The sequence below is a fragment of the Paenibacillus gyeongsangnamensis genome (genome assembly GCF_027533625.1).
Lineage (GTDB): Bacteria > Bacillota > Bacilli > Paenibacillales > NBRC-103111 > Paenibacillus_G > Paenibacillus_G gyeongsangnamensis.
Map to the genome: position 1 here is coordinate 14,989 of NZ_JAQAGZ010000016.1, position 19,544 is coordinate 34,532.

16 protein-coding genes and 1 other annotated feature are annotated in these 19,544 nt (G+C 53.6%); of the genes, 13 read left to right on the forward strand and 3 right to left on the reverse strand.

The features are described from left to right. Window positions 1-68 precede the first annotated feature (68 nt). Both O9H85_RS22680 and O9H85_RS22685 read left to right on the forward strand, forming a co-directional pair. Window positions 69-1,589: an NAD(P)H-hydrate dehydratase gene (locus tag O9H85_RS22680; RefSeq protein WP_269883705.1), complete on the forward strand. Its 1,521-nt coding sequence runs from the start codon at window positions 69-71 to the stop codon at window positions 1,587-1,589. Window positions 1,590-1,606: 17 nt separating this feature from the next. Continuing rightward, entirely contained in the window at window positions 1,607-2,089 is a 483-nt protein-coding gene (locus O9H85_RS22685; protein WP_269883706.1) for a low molecular weight protein-tyrosine-phosphatase, read from the forward strand. A 51-nt stretch (window positions 2,090-2,140) separates the two neighbouring features. On the opposite strand, the gene xerS is transcribed toward O9H85_RS22685, so the two are convergent. Then, a complete protein-coding gene (gene xerS / locus O9H85_RS22690) occupies window positions 2,141-3,220 on the reverse strand; it encodes a tyrosine recombinase XerS (RefSeq protein ID WP_269883707.1) in 1,080 nt (359 codons plus the stop codon). Between the two features lie 174 nt (window positions 3,221-3,394). Here xerS and O9H85_RS22695 point away from each other — a divergent pair, with 174 nt between their 5' ends. Next, entirely contained in the window at window positions 3,395-3,574 is a 180-nt protein-coding gene (locus O9H85_RS22695; protein WP_269883708.1) for a hypothetical protein, read from the forward strand. A 786-nt stretch (window positions 3,575-4,360) separates the two neighbouring features. Here the strand turns inward: O9H85_RS22695 and helD are convergent. Together helD and O9H85_RS22705 are read right to left on the reverse strand one after the other, a co-directional pair. After that, window positions 4,361-6,730 carry an RNA polymerase recycling motor HelD gene (helD, locus tag O9H85_RS22700; RefSeq protein ID WP_269883709.1) on the reverse strand — a complete coding sequence of 790 codons (2,370 nt, stop codon included), beginning with the start codon at window positions 6,728-6,730 and terminating at the stop codon, window positions 4,361-4,363. Window positions 6,731-7,247: 517 nt separating this feature from the next. Further along, the gene (locus tag O9H85_RS22705; protein ID WP_269883710.1) at window positions 7,248-7,388 is read right to left on the reverse strand and encodes a hypothetical protein; all 141 of its coding nucleotides are present in this window, start codon (window positions 7,386-7,388) and stop codon (window positions 7,248-7,250) included. Window positions 7,389-7,452: 64 nt separating this feature from the next. Here O9H85_RS22705 and O9H85_RS22710 point away from each other — a divergent pair, with 64 nt between their 5' ends. The 10 genes from O9H85_RS22710 to O9H85_RS22755 all read left to right on the forward strand — a co-directional run bounded on the left by O9H85_RS22710 (window position 7,453) and on the right by O9H85_RS22755 (window position 19,521). Next, entirely contained in the window at window positions 7,453-7,956 is a 504-nt protein-coding gene (locus O9H85_RS22710) for a MarR family winged helix-turn-helix transcriptional regulator (protein ID WP_269883711.1), read from the forward strand. Window positions 7,957-7,963: 7 nt separating this feature from the next. Continuing rightward, window positions 7,964-8,188, forward strand: a binding site (T-box leader). Between the two features lie 53 nt (window positions 8,189-8,241). Continuing rightward, window positions 8,242-9,489 carry a tyrosine--tRNA ligase gene (tyrS, locus tag O9H85_RS22715; protein ID WP_269883712.1) on the forward strand — a complete coding sequence of 416 codons (1,248 nt, stop codon included), beginning with the start codon at window positions 8,242-8,244 and terminating at the stop codon, window positions 9,487-9,489. Between the two features lie 282 nt (window positions 9,490-9,771). After that, a complete protein-coding gene (locus O9H85_RS22720; RefSeq protein ID WP_269883713.1) occupies window positions 9,772-11,088 on the forward strand; it encodes an extracellular solute-binding protein in 1,317 nt (438 codons plus the stop codon). Window positions 11,089-11,132: 44 nt separating this feature from the next. Beyond that, window positions 11,133-11,930: a sugar phosphate isomerase/epimerase family protein gene (locus tag O9H85_RS22725; protein ID WP_269883714.1), complete on the forward strand. Its 798-nt coding sequence runs from the start codon at window positions 11,133-11,135 to the stop codon at window positions 11,928-11,930. A gap of 17 nt (window positions 11,931-11,947) precedes the next feature. Beyond that, the gene (locus O9H85_RS22730) at window positions 11,948-13,075 is read left to right on the forward strand and encodes a Gfo/Idh/MocA family protein (protein WP_269883715.1); all 1,128 of its coding nucleotides are present in this window, start codon (window positions 11,948-11,950) and stop codon (window positions 13,073-13,075) included. Window positions 13,076-13,099: 24 nt separating this feature from the next. Further along, window positions 13,100-13,972 (forward strand): carbohydrate ABC transporter permease, encoded by an 873-nt coding sequence (locus O9H85_RS22735; RefSeq protein WP_269883716.1) that lies wholly within the window; start codon window positions 13,100-13,102, stop codon window positions 13,970-13,972. Between the two features lie 25 nt (window positions 13,973-13,997). Next, entirely contained in the window at window positions 13,998-14,825 is an 828-nt protein-coding gene (locus O9H85_RS22740) for a carbohydrate ABC transporter permease (protein ID WP_269883717.1), read from the forward strand. An 88-nt stretch (window positions 14,826-14,913) separates the two neighbouring features. Then, a complete protein-coding gene (locus O9H85_RS22745; protein ID WP_269883718.1) occupies window positions 14,914-16,707 on the forward strand; it encodes a sensor histidine kinase in 1,794 nt (597 codons plus the stop codon). Then, window positions 16,704-18,311, forward strand: a complete 1,608-nt coding sequence (locus O9H85_RS22750) for a response regulator transcription factor (RefSeq protein ID WP_269883719.1) — start codon at window positions 16,704-16,706, stop codon at window positions 18,309-18,311. Before O9H85_RS22745 ends, O9H85_RS22750 begins: the two co-directional genes overlap by 4 nt. 7 nt (window positions 18,312-18,318) lie before the next feature. Continuing rightward, window positions 18,319-19,521: an MFS transporter gene (locus O9H85_RS22755; RefSeq protein WP_269883720.1), complete on the forward strand. Its 1,203-nt coding sequence runs from the start codon at window positions 18,319-18,321 to the stop codon at window positions 19,519-19,521. The last annotated feature ends 23 nt before the right edge of the window (window positions 19,522-19,544 follow it).

Consider the following 19,544-nt stretch of genomic DNA (forward strand, 5'->3'; position numbering starts at 1 on the left):
TAACATAAAATATATTATGTAAACTAATGTTCGCCGCATACGAAGTATCCTTGAAAGGAGGTCCACCGATGTATGTTGTAACCGCTGAAGAGATGCGGGAGCTGGATCGCTTGACCATCGAGCAGATCGGCATTCCTTCTCTTGTACTGATGGAGAATGCCGGCCGCGCGGTAGCCGAAGAAGTCTTCCGGGCAGCCGGTACGGGAAGAACGCGTTGGGGCGTTCTTGTAGGGAAGGGCAATAACGGCGCCGATGGCGTTGTGGCGGCGAGACATTTGCAGGATGCAGGGTATGACGTACAGCTGCTCTATGTTGAAGATCCGTCGTTATGGAAGGGTGAATCGGCTGTCCAACGGGACATTGCGGTACATTATCCATTGCGGTCGGAAGTTTATGTGCCCGGAGCCGTGGATTGGAGCCGGTTCGACGGCTTGATCGACGCGCTTCTGGGAACAGGCAGCCGCGGCGCGCCGCGCGGACCTTATGCTGCCATCATCGAAGAGGCCAATGCCAGCGGGCTGCCCATTGCGGCGGTCGATATTCCGAGCGGCCTGAATGCGAATACCGGTTCGCTGAACAAGCCCTGCATTCATGCGTTTCTAACAGTGGCGCTCGCATTCACCAAGCGGGGATTGGAGCAGTTTCCCGGCGCGGAAGCGGCGGGGCAGGTGATTGTACGCAGGATCGGGATCCCGGGCGGCCTGGCGGACAAGCTTGGGGTAAGCACTTTCACTCTAACTGCGGAAGAAATGGATGAGAAACAAGGACTGGACGCATTTCGCAAACGGCGGTCGGACAGCCACAAAGGCAGCTTCGGCCATCTGCTGATTGCGGCAGGCAGCCGGACGATGAGCGGGGCGGGTGTTCTCTGTACTCGTGCGGCGATTCATGGGGGCTGCGGACTCGTCACGTGGGCGCTGCCCGACCGGATTTCGGGCCCGCTGACAGGCCTCGTGCCGGAAGCGATGCTTCAGCCGATGGAGGACAATGGGCATGGCGGATGGAGCGCGGTTGCAGCAGAGCAGCTGATTCCGTTAACCGAAGGCAAAGAAGCTATGGTGCTGGGGCCGGGTATGGGACGGTGGGACGGGGACACGCTATGGATGAGAGCGGTATGGGATCAAACCGATGTTCCGCTGGTCGTGGACGCCGACGGACTGAACATGATGGCTTCCTCCGGGACTAAGCCATGGCCGACCCGCAAAGCGCCCGTTATCTTGACGCCGCATCCCGGGGAGATGGCCAGGCTGGCAGGACTTACGACTGCGGAGGTGCAAGCCGACCGAATCGGACTAGTCCGTGCTTTCGCGGCGGAACGAGGAGTAACGCTTGTGCTCAAAGGAGCAAGAACCGTGATCGCTACGCCGGACGGGAAAGTATATATCAACCGGACCGGTAATTCCGGAATGGCCAAGGGCGGTTCTGGAGACGTACTGGCCGGCTTGATCGGCAGCTTGCTCGCTCAAGGGCTGCACCCGGAGCAAGCCGCGGTCATCGGCGTATTCCTGCACGGACAAGCGGGGGACCGGGCAGCGGCTGACAAGCCTTCATACGCGCTTACGGCCTCCGACCTTATTACTTACCTATAAAGGAGAATTGACTCAACATGATTCGCGTATTATTCGTATGCTTGGGCAACATCTGCCGCTCGCCGATGGCGGAAGCGATCTTCCGTCAGCAGGTGAAGGAGGCGGGTCTCGAAGATCAAATTCAAACCGATTCGGCCGGAACAGGCGACTGGCATGTCGGGAAGCCTCCTCACGAGGGAACGCGGAAGCTGCTCATGCAAAAAAACATCGATGCCGGCGGTCTTCTGGCGAGACAGCTCCACATCGATGACTTTGGTAAATTCGACTATATTGTCGCCATGGACGACAGCAACTACACGAGCATCGCGCAATTGTTCGAGAGGCATGGCAAGGGCAAACATCCACGTCTTGTAAAGATGCTGTTTTTCCACCCGACGCAATCGAACGGCGACGTTCCCGACCCTTATTACACCGGCAATTTCGAGGAAGTGTATGAGCTGCTGGACGCAAGCTGCAGGGAATTTTTGGAGCAAATCCGAAAGGATAATACACTACGTTAATAATTAATCACATTAATCAATAATATGGTTAATTATTAATGGATTCATTTATTATTCCTTCTTATGATCAATGGCTTGGGCCATCGTTTTGTCCGTCAAATGAGCATAAATTTGCGTCGTTTCCGGAGAGGCATGGCCCAGCTGCTCCTGCGTTTTGTACAAATCGTTCCGCAAATAATAATCCGTAGCGAACGAATGCCTCAATTTATGTACGGATAAATAAGGCTTGCCGAACCGTTTGGCGTACTTGACGACCATTTCTTGAATGGTGCGCTTGGTCATTCGCTCTCCCTCTTTTTTGCCGTTGGCAATGGCGACGAAGAGGGCTTTTTCCCTTTTGGCCGGTCGGTATCGAAGCGGTCGCAGCTCAAGGTATTGCATCAGATCCTCCACAGCCTCCTCCCGGAAATAAACGGGCGTTTTGAAGGTATCGTCGTTTTTCCCCTTGCGGTATACATACGCCAGCTTCTTCTTCAGATCCAGATCGTCGACATTCATATTATATACTTCCGATACCCGGAGACCGGAATTCAAGATGAAACTTACGATGCACACGTCGCGAACCTTGTTCAGCTCGTAGGAGTACAGCGCCTGCTTGTTCTTGGCTACGTCCACCGGATAGCCCGTCTTGATGTAATGGATGAATTCGCTGATTTCTTCCTCCTGCAGCAGCTTCCCTTCCAGCTTGGCGGCGGAGTCTTTAGGTCTATGGGTGCGTTTGATTTCGACCTTGGCCATGACATTGCGCTTCAGCAGCGGATAAAAGTTCTCGTCCTCCGCAATTTGGCTTAAATAGTGGAATAACGAGCGAAGTGAAGAGAGCTTGCGGGAAATCGTCGTTCGCGTATTGGCATTCTCCTTGCGGGAGGAGAGGTACATTTTAAAGTTGTCGATGCTCTCCATGTGCAGCCGTTCAAGATCCGTTAACGTCACTTCCTTCACCGAACCGGCCTCGGATAGGCCTTCCGCCAGCAGCCAGGATAGGAAGGTATCGTAATCACGGATATATTCCAGCAGGGAGGAGGGGGACAGATCGGGAAGCTTATAGTTAATAAATTGCTCGACATACCAAGGCATCGAGGGCAGCTTCTTTTCCAACTCATTACGGTCTTTTACTTTGATCAGATTCATGCGCTGTTCCTCCGTTCACGTTCAATCAAATCTTTCCAGGTTTACTAAGATGATACCCGGCCCGCGGGCGATAGTAAAGAGCAGGCTCCCATCCGGCATAAAAGCGGAAGATAAGGTCAATCCTAAAGACGATTGACATTCCCATTCGAGTAAAATAAAGAAAGGCGGGTCCTCATGACAAAGAACAAAGACGTCTATAATGATACCTCATACACCGCGGCAGGCATTAATACGCCTCCGGATCAGGAGAATTGCACGGCTACGGATCTCATCAGCGGCGGGGTGGAGCAGATGATGGATGAGTTGGAGCATACCTTCATGGGAGATGACAGCAAGCCGCAGAAGAAAAAATGATATTGAGTTAGCGGAGCGGATAAGTAGTCAACGGGCTAGTTATGTTAACATAATATTATATATGTAAACAAATTAACTTCAAATGCCGTACCCGATCCTGCAATCCTTGACAACCTACCTAATTTTTGATAACATTCTTAATGTATTGTTCAAGCAACCCCATCGGTGCAGCAGCACGACAAGCTTTTATAACCTTTTATGATGATGATAACTGACGATATACAGCATAGAGTTCGGGTAAGTGCGGTTAGTTTCGGATAAGATGAATGTGTCGGGTTATGAAGGCTGCTTGATGATAAGCGGTCTTTTCGTTTTGTATAGCATTGTGAAAAGATCCAGGCCTGGAAGGCCTCGTAATTATATTACCGGATCGAAGCATCCGGAATGCGCGGACAAAGGATATAGATCAGAGAGGCTGCCGCTTATGTCCGGCGGCTGACTGATGGAACCTTAAGAGTGATGGGGATCTATCCGCTTTTTAGGGAATGCGGCTCGAGAAAGAGCCGGAGCGCGTGTCTTTGGAGCACCGCGGCGCAGGTTGGCCCTGCCTTCCCGATCCAGTTTGCGAAGCTTAAGGTAAGCGTCCCGAGCGATACACTCCGGGAGTGATGGTTCGATTCCATCCGCAAGCATACATAGAGCAAGCCATTCCTACCGGAATGGCTTGTTCTTTTGCGTTGATAAGAATTTATAATTTTTCGTAGCTTATAGCTTCGCATCAACCTTGGTAAACGCGCTGGTCCTTGTAAGACAAGGATGGCGTAGCCGTTTATCCTGGGTATTTTGCTATGCGTAAATGGAACGGCCGATCTCTTCCTTCACAAACAACCCAGGGTCCACGACGCGGACAAAAGGGGATAGCTCCCCAACGGCATACAGTCGCAGCCGGTGCATCGCTCTCGTGCAGGCAGTGTAAAACAGCTTCCGCTCGTTTTCCCGCCGATACGTCTTATCGGAGGCGTCGTACAAGAGAACGGCGTCAAATTCGACTCCCTTGGCCAGGTAGGCAGGAATCACGTGAATGCCCCGTTCGAAGGTGGCGGTGTCTTTCGTGATCAGGCGCAGCTCCAAACGCTCCATCAGCGCTTCGTACGCCGCCTGACTCTCCGCCGCCGTCTTGCAAATGATCGCGACCGAATTCATCCCTTCCGCCTGAAGCGCCTGCACATCTTGAACGATTCGATGGATGCGGGCTTCGGCGCTGGAGGCGATCAGGACGACCGGCTTGCCGCCCGTGCGTTGAAACGGCTCGATCGATTGCATGCCGGGGAGCATGGCTTTGGTGAATTCCACAATCTCCAAGGTGGAACGGTAGCTTCGCGTCAGAACGATCGTTTCGGTTTCCTCCTCTCCGAACAACCGGGCCACAGGCGTATCCTCCACCAGCGACGTCGCATGTGCGAAGATCGCTTGGTTGAAATCGCCGAGCACCGTCAGCCGGCTCCGGGGGAACAGCCGCTTGATGAATTCGTATTGGAAAGCCGAGAAATCCTGGGCTTCGTCGATAACCACGTGCCTAACGATTCGGTTCGTCCGGAAGCCTTCGACAAGCTCCTGCAAATACAGGTAAGGCGTAGCGTCCTCATAGGCCAGTGCTTTCCGGCTGAGTCGTTCCAGCGTTTGCGAGCAAACGTCATCCCAATGCTCGGGAACGCCTCCGGGTCCGGCCAATTCCTCAAAGAGCTCTCTGCGTTCGAATAACTGGCCGTACAGGGCCGGGGCGTCGACGAACCGAAGCTGTTTGATCCGGATGCGCAGCGGCTTAAACTGCTCCTGCACGATCATTTTCCGCAGCACCTCTTCTTCATGAACGCTGTCGTTGAACGTGGGATCCTGCTCCTTCAGCCGCTTTCGCGCCCGGTTATATGCTTTCTGATACTGCTCGGTATCCAAATAATCCATTTCCTCCCTAACCCAGTCCGCCTGCCGTTCGACCGCTTCCAGAGCAACAAGCTCGGAGCGAAGCCATTCCTGCAGAAGAATGACGCGATTGGCCAAACGAATGGAGGAGTCGTAGCTGTAAAACTGTTCCTTCATACGATCCTTGGAGATCAGGACTCGGCCGCGGAAGCGCAGATTGCGGAACAGCATGCCTTCTCGTTCCAATGAGGCCTTATAATTCAGGATAACCTGCAAGAATGCGGATGAAGCTTTATATTGAATGCCGCTGACTCGTCCTACGTATCCCGGCTCTTCCTCGGCCGTCAATAAATATTCGATTTGCTCGAACGGATCTTCCAGCTGAAACAGTCGGCTGAGGCGATGCTCCAAATATTCCTGGAACGTCGTTTGCTGCATATTCTCCTCGCCCAGCTCCGGAAGTACGGTCGATACGTAGCTGTTGAACATCGGGTTAGGGGAGAAGAGCACCATCTGGTCCGCCTTCAGCGTTTCCCGGTATTTGTAGAGCAAATAGGCTACCCGCTGGAGTGCGGCGGAAGTCTTGCCGCTGCCGGCGGCGCCCTGTACGATCAGCATCCGGCTGCGGTCGTTCCGGATGATTCGGTTCTGCTCTTTCTGGATCGTAGCCACGATTGTCTTCATTTGGGAATCGCTGCCCTGGCTTAGCACTTGCTGAAGAAGGTCGTCGCCAATCGTCACCCCCGTATCGAATATAAAACGCAGCGAGCCGTCCCGGATGACGAATTGGCGCTTAAGCTCCATCGTTCCTTGAACAAGCCCGCCCGGCGTATCGTATTCGGCGGGGCCCGGCGGATAGTCGTAGTATAAGCTGGCTATCGGAGTGCGCCAATCGTAGATCAAGAAGGTCTCGCCATCGTCCTCCAGGAAAGAGGCCACACCGATATAAACCTTCTCCGTAGGCAAACCGGCTTCTTTAAAATCAATCCGGCCGAAGTAAGGGGAGGGGACCAGCCGCTTCATCCGCTTCAATTGATTCGATAAATGCCGGTGGGTCCGCTCCCGCTCAGACAAGAGATCAGCCTGCTGCTTCATGCTCAAATAAGTCTCGACTGCGTCATCCTCGGTACTAAAGTTGACTGTCACATCATCCCAAAAGTGAGTGCGGATGTCGACGACTTGATCTCTCAACGAGCCTACTGACGGTTCAATGTCCGCAATGCGCTCCTGCAGCTTACGAATGACCAGAGCTATGCGTTCAAGTTCCAAATCACGTTCCTTTGGTGCAATAGACATACCATACCGCTCCTCTTCAAAAGGGATAACGTCTTGAACTTGCGTTTGACAATGGTTCAGGGAAATGATACAATGAAGGTACAAAAGAAATAAGTCGACCCAATTCCTTATTTTTTGAAGGAAGTCGATAATTTCTTCATTTTAGCATTTAGTTACATATAATGCAATTGCAGACCGATCCGTGCGGATCGGTTTTTTTGTGTTGAGCAGGGAGGGCTATTCGCCAAAAAAAAGTTAACATAACATATTATATGTAAACTATGGACAAGGAGTGGGAGCCGCGAACGCAGCTCCCTTGCCGGTAATACATACGATCATTGCGGATCATGCGCATGGATGGTCGATAACTCGGCAATTCAATAATTTTTGATCAGGAACTGAGTGATGTCGTTATTCATTCATGATCCGCAAAGCAACCATCGTTTAGCCGGTAACACGCCCTTAGGGCCGTCCGATCATTTCTCGGGCGGCCTTCGCCCTATGCGGACCCGCATTCAAGGCGGATGAGAGGATGGGGCTAACCGCCCCCGCTTGCCCGATTACGGCTTGCGATGCTTGAGCCGATATCGGTTCGGGTGAAGTTGTCGTAACCGGACAGCTCGGGGACATAAGGAACTTTAAATGACGTGTCGAAAGCTTGCGTTCCCGAATGCTTCATGCTATATTCATTTCATAGCTAACGATTAGTAAGCTAACGAAGCGGGAGGCTGGCAACAACGAAAATGCGCAATCACGACAACCCTCCGACAGGGGAGGAGCTGGATATTCTTCAGCGGCTCTCCAACATCCCGTTAGGACCGCTCAACTTGAGCGCCATCTCTATTGCGACGAACTTATACCGCGCAGGTCAATGCTTGAGGGTGAAGATGGAGCGGGAACGGCTCGCGAGGCATAACTTGTCGTGGACGGCATTCTCCATGCTGTATGATCTATGGATTTGGGGAACGCTGGAAACTAGAGAGCTCGCTATTTCCGCCGGTGTGACGACGGCTACGGTAAGCAATGTGACCAATACGCTGGAACGAAGAGAGCTCTGCGTGAGACGTACGGATCCGAACGACCGCAGGCTCGTTCAGGTGAGCATCACCGAGAAGGGCACCGGCATTATGCAGGAGCTGTATCCGGACTTTCACCGCGGCGAAGTGGAAATCATCGAAGGCTTAAGCGAACGGGAGCAGGAGCTCCTTGCTGAGCTATTAAGAAAAGTGATTCGAAACATGTCTTAAATCCGAATAATAAGCGTTGACGGGAATGAGTAAAGTGGGATCTCCCTGTGACAGAGAGCCGGTGGCAGGTGCGAATCGGTACACAGATCCGCTTGAATTACGTCCCTGAGCTTTCTTTGCGAAACGATGCCGAAGTAGCAAAGAACGGAGCGAACCGTTACATTCGAAGAGCGGAAGAAATCGGATTTCTTCAATTAGGGTGGTACCGCGTGCTGTAAACCACGTCCCTTGTATAGGGGCGTGGTTTTGTTTTTTCTCAAATCTCGAAGCAAAGGGAGGATTACGATGACATCCGTGTTTGACACATTGACGAAGGAGCAGCATAGGGAAGTAAACCGTCAATTTTCTTTATTTTCCATGGGGGCGGCCGTCATTATACCTGAGGAGGAGCTGAAGGCGAAGATTGCTGGCTCCATCCTAACGAACAAGCCGCTGAGAATCAAGCTGGGGCTGGACCCCTCTGCTCCTGACGTCCATCTCGGACATACGGTGGTGCTCAATAAGCTGCGCCAATTCCAGGAGAACGGCCACCTCATTCAATTAATCATCGGCGATTTTACAGGAAGGATCGGGGATCCGACGGGGAAGTCGGCAGCCAGAAAGCAGCTTACGGATGAGGAGGTACGGAGGAATGCCGAAACCTACTTCCGCCAGTTCGGCAAAGTGCTGGATATGAGCAAGGTCGAGCTGCATTACAATTCGAAATGGCTTGCTCCCATGCAGTTTGAGGACATTATCCGGCTGTCCGGACAAATTACGGTTGCCCGATTGATGGAACGGGACGATTTTGAAGCGCGGCTGGCTCAAGGGAAACCGATTTCGCTGCATGAATTTTTTTACCCGCTCATGCAGGGCTACGATTCGGTCGTACTGGAAAGCGATATTGAGCTCGGCGGAACGGATCAGCAGTTCAACATTCTTATGGGGCGGCATTTTCAAGAGAAATTCGGCAAAGAGAAGCAAGTGGCTCTCTTGATGCCGCTGCTGGAGGGACTCGACGGGATAGAGAAAATGTCCAAGTCGAAGAACAATTACATCGGCATCGACGAGCATCCGAACGAGATGTACGGGAAGGCGATGTCGGTGCCGGATGCGCTGATGCACAAGTTTTTTGAGCTGGCAACGAATTTGCCTGCTGACCAACTGCAGAAGCTTAAGCGGGACATGGAGGATGGCGTACTTCATCCCCGGGACGCGAAGATGCTCCTCAGCCGGACGATTGTCGAAATGTACCATGGCGCAGAAGCGGCCGGAATGGCCGAGCATCGGTTCCAATCCATCTTTCAGCAAGGAGCGCTACCGGAGGATATGCCGGAGGTGCGGTGGCCAGGCGGGAAGCCGGTGAGCGTCGTCGAGCTGCTGACGGCCTTGAAGCTGGCCCCTTCCAAGAGCGAGGCGCGGCGGTTGATCCAGCAGGGCGGCGTGAAGCTGAACGGGGCCAAGGTCACCGATACGCAGCTGGAATGCACGATCGGGGAGGAGCTGATCGTGCAAGTGGGCAAGCGCAGCTTCATGAAGCTGAGGGCGGACTAAGGCGTTACCGCCGCCGGGTGAATAGCAAGACCTGTGATCGTGTCACAGGTCTTTTCTCTTTTGGGCCAAGGATGAACGGAGGATGTGGATTGAACGATTTCCTAGAACAGGGAAATTATATGTCCGGTAACATAACATAAATCTCTAAAAATTCGATTCAGATTAAAAATTTGAACTTTATTATATTTCTGTGGGATGGTGAAGCGCATTCATTCGGAGGTATAATAAACATGTGAGATTTGATGTTACAATTGATAACATATGGAAAAGGGGAATGTCCTTGTGAAAAAAGCAGTTCGCACCTCGATGTTAATCACCGCCTCCGCTGCGCTGGTCGCTGCTATGTCCGGATGCGGCAGCGCCGCTCCCGAGCAAGCCAAGAGCCCGAAGGAAACGAAGGGTCCGGTTACACTGACGATGGAATACAACTGGTCAACCCCGAATGTGGACAATCTGCTGTACAAGGAACGAATCAAGAAGTTCGAAGAGCTGAATCCCGACATCAAGATCGAAGCGCAGGACATTCCTTCCGCCCAATACCGGACCAAGCTTCGGACGGAAGCCGCAGGCAACAGCATGCCGGACATGTTCATTCTTTTTCCCGCGATCGAGATGGAGCCGTATATCGCGGCCGATGTGCTGATGCCGATCGACGAGATTATGGATACGTGGAAAGGCATCCTTCCCCAGCAGGCTCTGGCAGGCTACAACGTGGGCGGAAAGCAGTACGCCATCCCTACGAAAATGACGTTCGTCGATATCATTTATTACCATAAGGACCTTCTCGCCAAGGCCGGGTATAACGAGTTCCCGAAAACGTACGCCAGCTTCCTGGATCTGGTGAAGAAATTGAAGGAGTCCGGAGTAACTCCGATGGCCATCGGCAATAAGAATAAATGGCCGATGCAATCGACATTTATGTCGGCGGTTGAGGACCGCGTCACGGGCAGTGACTTCCTGCCTAATGTAAATAAAGGCGAAGCGAAGTTTACCGACCCGGATTATGTCAAATCGCTTAGCGTCATCTCCGATCTGGTCAAGCTGGATGCGTTCAACGCGGACATCAATACGATGGACGAGGTCCAGCAGCAGGATTATTTCCTGCAGAAGAAGGCCGCCATGACGATGACCAGCTCGACCATCGATACGAAATTCCGCGGCGGCAATCCGGATAAAGCGATGGCGGACAATATCGGCATTGCCTTATTCCCGGCTATCGAAGGGGGCAAGGGCGACCCTAGCAAGAGCGCCGGCGTCATCCAGTACGGCATCGGGCTCAGCAAGAGCTTGACCGGGGCGAAGAAGGAGGCCGCACTGAAGTTCCTCAAATATTTCTACGCGCCGGAGCTGTATCAGAATTTGATGGGTAAAGGGATCGTCGTTCCGGCGAAGGTGGAAGCACCGTCCGATACGACCAAGTATTTGAAGGAAATGCTTCAGCTGACGCAAAACGGTTCCGCGCTTGTATTTGACAGCGTGATGCAGCCTACGGTGAAGGATGTCATCGAGAACGGCATTCAAGCGATCACGACGAAGCAGAAGACGGCCGAGCAGCTTGCCAAAGAAATGCAGGATGCCGTCGACAAGACGAAAAAATAACGGTTCCCGCCGGGGAACCGTGATATGCATAGGAGGGCCGGGGCATGAATGTTTCACTTGGAGGGTTTTCCTTTTATCAGCTGCTGAGCGAAAGCGAGATGGATATTTTCGGTTATTTGGAAACTGCGCGTCACCGCTACGGATTGCAGGGGGTCGATCTGTGGAACGGATTTATCGCCGATCGCAGCGTTCCATACTGGACTGTTGCAAACGACGATAAGCTGAGGAAGATTAAACGTTCGCTGGAGGAAAAGGGCTTGACCGTAGCGAATTTCGCCGTGGACCGCGCTCACCTGTGGGACCCGGATCCCTTAGCCCGCGAATCGCTGCATAAGAATGCGCTCGATCATCTGCGGGCAGCCGAGCTGCTCGGCGCCCGGACGGTCAGGATCGATGCGAACCGCGGAGAGGTGGAGGAATCCAGGGAACAGTTCGAGTATACGGTCATGCGGTATAAGGAATACGCGCAGCGGGCTGCGGACGGCGGCTACACCGTCGGTCCCGAGAATCATACGGGTATATCGCTGGACCCGAACTGGTTGAAACGGCTGGCGGAAGCGGTCGATCATCCGGGCTTCGGCATTCTGCTTCACATCGGGCGATGGAAGGAAGGAGCGGCCCAGGGAGACCGGATCGTTGCACCATGGGTGAACCATGTTCACTTCGATGTCCGGGCGATCGGATCGGCGGATGCTGAGGATACTGTCCGGCTGCTGACGGAGAACGGATACGGCGGTCACTGGGCCGTCGAATACAATGCGCCAACCCATCCTTATATTGAAATCGAATGGGCGCTCGCCTCGATGAAACGAATATTAGCCAAGACGATGACGGTGCACTAGACGGGAGGATGAACATTATGGAACGCGTAAGGATCGCGGTGATCGGCACAGGTATCATCGGCAAGGCGCATTTGCAGGAATATGCGGCAATTCCAGGCGCCGAGGTCGTAGCGGTATGCGATATTAACGAGTGGGAAGCGCGCCTGGAGGCTGAAAAATACGGCATTCCCCACATATACACGGATTACAGAGAGCTGCTCGCCCGTGACGACATTGACGCGGTGGATGTATGTCTGCACAACAATTTCCACGCTCCGCTCACCATCGCGGCGCTTCATGCGGGCAAGCACGTCTACTGCGAGAAACCGATCGCCGGCTCGTATTATGACGGCGTGAAGATGCTGGAGGCGGCCCGGGAAACCGGCAGGCTGCTGCATATCCAGCTTGGCACGCTTTACAAGAAGGAAACGAAGGCGGCTAAGGCTTTGATCGACGATGGCCAGCTTGGCCGATTGGTTCACGCCCGATCGAACGGCTTTCGGCGCCGCGGCCGGCCTTATGTGGACGGCTTCGGCACCGTCCATTTTACGAAGAAATCCAGCGCGGGAGGCGGGGCGCTGCTCGACATGGGAGTGTATCACATCGCTCAAATGCTGTATCTGCTGGGAGCGACCGATGTCGATCGGATGATCGGCAAGCTCGTTCAGGCTATGGATATGGATGCAGAGCGGAGGGCGGCCAGCGGCTTTGACGTGGAAGAGCTTGCCCTCGGGTTCGTCACCTTCCGGAGCGGGATGACGCTCGATATTTTCGAAGCTTGGGCGGTTCATCTCGGAAGCGTGGAGGGAAGCTGCATCGTCGGTTCCAAGGGAGGCATCCGCATGCCGGCCTATCACTCGGGAGAGCAAACGTCCGACTTCAGCTACCATACGACCGTAGCGGATCTCGATCTGAACAGCACGGTGGATTTGAACCGGATGGATGTCCGCTTGCACCGGATGAGAACGAATGAGGACGCTTTCGATTCCTCGCAGCAGCATTGGATTGCCGCCCTGCAGGGCCGGGTGGAGCTTCTGCCGACGGCGGAAATTGCACTGGCTACCCTTCTGATCAGCGAGGGGATCTATTTGTCCGACGCGCTGGGCAGGGAAGTGACGGCGGACGAAATTGCAGCCGGCTCCCGATCGCTTGCCGTGCCGATTTAACCTCGAAGAGAAGGGATGCTGCTTATGCATGTATTGAAACGAACCGGATGGACCGTATTACTCGGAATGCTGCCCGCTCTGGTGATTTATATCGGAGTTGCGCTCGTTCCCATCGGTATGTCGTTCTATTATTCTTTCTTCCAGTGGGACGGCTTATCTCCGATGAAATTTCTCGGACTTGATAATTTCGTATCGACCTTAAAGGACGGCGTCTTCTGGAAAGGCGTTCAAAATAATCTGTTCATGATGGCGACCGGCATACTGGGCCAGCTGCCGCTGGGACTCTTCTTCGCCCTGCTGCTGAACCGCTCACTAAGAGGGATCAAGGCTTACCGCTCCATGCTGTTTCTCCCCGTCGTCATCTCCGCCGTTATCGTATCGCTGATTTGGGGGATGGTATTCAAAATCGAGTCGGGTCTCTTGAACGGTCTGCTCGGACTCGCCGGTCTCGGTTCCTGGAAGCAGGATTGGCTAGGGAGCCCGCGGCTCGGAATGCTGTCGGTCAGCATTACCTATATTTGGCAAAACTACGGCTTCTACATGGTGATTTTTTTGGCCGCTCTGCAAAATATATCCGTGGAGCTCAAGGAAGCCGCGGTTATGGACGGCGCGACGGGCTGGAAGCATTTCTGGTATATTACGCTTCCTCTGCTGAAGGAAACGATCTGGGTTACGCTCATCTTTGCCATCAGCAACAGCTTCCGCGTCTTCGACCTGGTCTATGTCATGACGGCAGGGGGGCCGGCGCACAATACCGAGGTCATGACCATCTATATGTACAACAGTGCCTTCCAGAACATGAACTTCGGCTACGGCAGCGCCGTATCCATCCTGATTCTGCTCTTCAGCTTGATCGCCATCTATGCTGCGAACATCCTGACCCGCAGAAGTGCATAAGCGGATAGCGGCGGGAGGAGGAACTATGCAAACCGTAACTTGGAAAAAAACAATTCTTCATATCTTTCTGACAGTGCTATGTCTTGCGAACATCCTTCCGATTCTATGGATGCTTGTCAGCTCCTTCAAATCGGAGGAGGAATTCTCCGTTAATCCGATGGGCTGGCCCAAGCTGTGGGACGCAAGCAATTACACTAAGGCTTGGAAGGTCGCTCATTTGGGCACTTATTTCTGGAACAGTCTATTCGTGACGGTAGGCGCCATCCTGCTGACGGTCTTTCTCGGCGCACTGGCCTCCTATTTCATATCTCGATTCGAATTCCGCCTGTCCAAGTGGGTGTACGGTCTGTTCATCATCGGCATGACCATCCCAATCCATGCGACACTCGTCCCGATTTTCATTCTGATGAAAAAGCTCAGCCTGCTCAATACGCATCTGTCGCTGGTGCTGCCTTATACGGCTTTTCATTTGTCCATTACGATCTTTATCCTGGTCGGCTTTATGAAATCATTCCCGAAGGATATCGAGGAATCGGCCATTATCGACGGCGGCGGGGTGTACCGGATCTTCTGGTCGATCATTCTGCCCATGACGCGTCCCGCGCTGGCAACGGTTGTCATCATTAATTTCATATACAATTGGAATGAATTTTTGTTCGCACTCGTATTGATCAGTAAGACGGGCCTGAAGACGCTGCCGCTGGGACTTGCCAATTTTGCCGGTACGGAGACGAAATTTCAAACGATGCAAATGGCGGCACTGACGATGGCGCTGCTGCCGGTGCTCGCATTCTATCTTTTGCTGGAGAAGCAGCTGGTGCAGGGGATGACGGCAGGGGCCGTGAAAGGGTAGACGGAAGTCAAGACCGAAATTTGCAGTAGATTCTTTCGTGACCTCTCCATTATTATAGAAAGAAACGGCTTACCGGGGAGCGCTCAACATGAAACTAAACCCATTCCGGCTCTACAGCGTAAGTTTGAGAAAAAAATCGATCGGCATCTTTCTCCTGTTGGTAACGCTTCCTTCCTTGCTGGTCGGATCTGCGGTGCTGACGAGGTATGATGCGATCCTGCGTCAGCAGTTCGCCGATTCGATGGAGAAAAATTTGAATACGATCGAGATGAACTTGTACGAGAAAATCAAAGCGGTAGACGACATTACCGATTATATGATTTACCAAAAGGATTTCCGCGATTTCATGCAAACGACGGAGACACCCGCCACGATGGATCAGCTGAATAACGACCGGACGGCGATTGAAGGCTTCGCTGCTTTTCAGCTGATGTCCAAGAGCTATATCAAGTCGATCTCGCTGCTGGGGCAGAGCGGGAACCGGATGCATCTCGGGGAACCGGTCGAAGGACCCGAGCAGCAATGGATCGATCAGGCGAAGGCGAATAAAGGCGGCATCGTCTGGTCGGATTCATACCCGCTTGTCAGCGGCTGGACCGGTCCGAAGCGGGTCGTCTCCCTGTTCCGGATGATCAATTCGTTCGACGATCTGACGAAGTCGGTCGGGATGGTGGTCATTCGTTTGAACGAATCGGAAATATCGGCTCTGCTGTCCGCGGCCGTGCCCGAGGAGCAGGGCTCCATCTTCATCCTGCGGCCGGACGGCAAGGTATTGCTGGACCGGAATACGCAGCGGGTCGGACAGCCTTACCCGGACGCGAAGCTGCTGGGGGCCATCCGGAATTCGCCGGATAAAGTGATCTCGTTCAATACAAACGGATCGTCTTACCTGGTGTTCAACCAGCAGATGAGATTGACGCATTGGAATATCGTGACGATGATTAAGGATGAGACCATCGTAGCGAAGACGAACGCGCTCAAGGTTTCCTTGCAGATTCTTCTGCTGGTGGTAGTGATCTTCGGTCTCGTTGCACTCATCGGCTTCGAGCTGACGATCATACGTCCCATGCTGGAGCTGAAGAAGGAAACGAGCCGGCTGAAGACGGGGGATTTCTCGGCGAGGGTGACGGTCCGCTCCCGCGACGAAATCGGCGAACTGGGCCGTCAGTTTAACAATATGGTGCAGACCATCAAGGATTTGATCGATAACAAATACCGGCTGGAGCTTCGGCAGAAGGAGTCCGAGCTGCGAATCCTGCAGAGCCAGATGGACCCGCATTTCCTATACAATACGCTGGACATGATCCGCTGGACCGCCAGATTGGAGAAAGCGCCGGAGACCAGTCAGCTGATTGAAGCGCTCTCGGGCTTCTTCCGGAGCAGCATGAATCGGGAGAAGCGGTATACCACCTTGGCCGACGAGCTGGAATTCGTCCGCTCTTATCTGAATTTGCAGCAAAAACGGATGGGCGACAAGCTCGCCTTCAGCTTGTTTATGGAGTCCTCCCTTGAAGCCGCCGTAGTGCCGAGACGTTTGATCCAGCCGCTCGTGGAGAACAGCATCAAGCACGGATTCCATCGCAAGCGGAAGGCCCAAATCGCCGTTCGCTGCTATCGGGAAGGGCAATCGGATTTGATCATTGACGTCACGGATACGGGCACCGGCTTCCCTGAGGAGCGTTTGCGGGCGATTCGCCTTGCGCTGGAAGAGAAGAAGAGCGACCCGACGATTATGGGCCATGCCATATTTAACATCCACGAGCTTATCACGATTGTATACGGCAGCGGCTACGGCGTTGACATTCCGATTGAGCTTAACCGTTCGGGCGCATGCGTTCGGCTAAGAATCTCGATCCAATCGATCGGACAGGAGGCCATATGACCATCAATATGCTGATTGTTGACGATGAACCGATCATTTGCCGGGGGCTGAGGGAAACGATTCCTTGGGAAACGATCGGAGTGGAGGTTGTGGGCGAAGCAGGCGACGGAGCCGAGGCGCTTGAGCTGATCGGGCGGCAGAGCGTCGATATCGTATTAACGGACATTCATATGGATGGGATGGACGGCATTGCGCTTTCCAGGGAATTGAAGAAGCGGCTGCCGCAGGTTCGAATTATTATCCTAAGCGGCTATGACCATTTCGAGTACGCACGTCAGGCGATCCGGATCGGCGTGGAGGATTACTTGCTGAAGCCGGTCAATGTCTCCGAGCTCATGGGGATGGTGCAGCGAATCGGCGGGGAAATCGCGAGTGAGGCGGAAGGGCGGAGGAACCGGCAAAGAGAGAGCTGGCTGAACTGGCTGACCCGGCTTCTGCAGGGAGGAGGCGCAATGCCCGATCCGGAGCTGTTGCCGGGCGATTCCGATGAAATGCGTACGTATCAGATTGTGGCAAGCCAGCTTCAGGATTACGCCCTATGGATTCAACATGTTACTGAAGGGGAAAGGCAGTCCGCCCGGAAGGCATGGGAGCAAGAAGTACAGGCTGCGCTGTCGCATTCCAGACAGGAGGCTATCTCGCTGTTTCATCACCCGAACTTGCTGTTAACCTTATGTATTCAGAGGACTCCGGTGCCCCGTTCCAGCTGGGAGGAGGCGCTGAGGGACGTAAAGGGACCGGCGCCGGACGGACACCCTCTCCATTTCGGCGTCTCGCGTGCCTTTCAGCCATTATCCGAGGTTTACGCCTGCTGTGAGGAAGCCGTCTCGCTCGTTCAGCAGAACGCCGTTGCGGAAGGGAAGCTTCTGAGATTCCATGAAGAAGGGCTGAGAGAACATAACCCTGCAATCGCGACGCCTGCGGAATGGGAGAAGCAGCTGGTCAATTTATTATTTAACGGAAGCTACGAGGAATTGGACGAAGTGCTGGGGCGGTTAGCCGGGCACATCCAATCCAACGGATACCTCTTGACGGAAGTCGTCCGGATGTATAAGGAGCTGCGGGTCGTTGTCCTTAGAAGGCTGCGTACGAGCGGCATTGAAGTGTCAGGGGAAATCGACGGCATGCTTACTCGTGACATCGATCAGAATGTGCATAACTGCTACCGGGCGCTCGAGGCACTGATCCGCAGCGAGCTGATGTTACTCTTTTCCTTGATCCATTCCTCCCTCGGGGCGCGGAATCATTGGACGATCGAACGGGTCAAGAAATATATCGATTCCCGGTTCAGCACCGACCTGAAGGCGTCCGATGTAGCGGCCTGGCTGAAGATTACGCCGAATTATTTCAGCATGATTTTCAAGCAGCATTTCGGCAAAGGCTTCGCGGAATATTTGAACGAGGTGCGGATCGAGCACGCCAAAGCTTTCCTAAGCGATACGCACGATCGGGTGTTCGAGATCGCGGATAAGGTTGGGTATAAGGAATACAAATATTTTTGCTCCATCTTCAAGACGTACACCGGCGTTACGCCGACACAGTACCGTAAGCTAGCGGAAGTGAGCCCGGGCTACTCCTTGCTCCCGGCTCGGAAGGGAGGATAGTTGGAACATGGCCCAAAATGCAGCAGCGAAGGGCCAGCGCTTCGGGGCGATGAAGAGTTTCAACTTCTTCGTCTATGGCACCATCGCCATTTACAGCACATTCTTTCCGATCTATCTCCAATCGATCGGCGTATCGAAGCTAGAAATCGGCATGCTGCTCGCCGGCGGTCCGTTCATCGCCGTTCTCTCGAACTCCTTCTGGGGCTATTGGAGCGACCGTTGGAACAACATCAGGCGGGTGTTAATCATCCTGCTTATCGGCAACGGGATCGTGATGCAGACGGTGTTCTTCGTCCATTCCCAAGCAAATCTTTTGGGGCTGATGCTGGCTTTTTTCTTCTTCCAGAGTCCGTTGTTCTCGCAGAGCAACAGCTACATTCTGGATGCGGTTGAACCGGCGGGACGCCGTTTCGGCGAATTCCGCTTATGGGGCTCGTTGGGCTGGGCCATAATGGCCGTGTCCGCCGGACCGGTTCTTGCCGGGCTGGGAATCGGCAAGCTATGGGTCGTCTACGGCAGTATGATGCTCGTGTCTATTGCGTTAGCGTGCAATCTGCCGCGTGCGGATAGGCGTCAACAGGAGGCAGGCCGTCGCGGGAATTATTTGACCATCTTCCGAAACAAACGGTTCATCGCCTTTCTCATTATCGGCGTGTTGATCTCGATTCCTAACGGGATGAACAACACCTTCGTCTCCATTTATATCTCCGATCTCGGAGGGAAGGAAGGGCTGATTGGCCTGTCCGCCTTTCTGACATCGATCTTCGAGATACCGGTGTTTCTGCTATTTGATCGTTTGCTGCCCCGAAATCAGCGCACGATGATTGCCTGTCTTATCGTCGTCAGTCTGCTCTATGCCTTGCGATGGTCGCTGATGTCCTTGGCGACGGGGCCATATGAAATCATCGCGATTCAAATCTTGCATTGCGTTACGTTCGGAGGCTACTACTACATCGGAACGCAGCTTACGAGCAGCCTGATCCCGTGGCGGTATAAAGCATCGGGCCAAGCCCTGTATGCGCTGAGCTGGGGCGGTTTGTCCGGCATCGTTGCCGGCGTCGCCGGCGGCTGGGCATTTCAGCATTTGGGAGCCGCCGCGACGTACCGGATCGGGGCGGCTTTTGCCCTGCTGGGCGGGGCGGGTTTTGCCGCCATGCTCATTTGGATGGTCCGGGTGAAGGAAGCTTCCGGCGTAACGCGCGAAATCTAATAGAAAATATTTCAGGAGGCGAA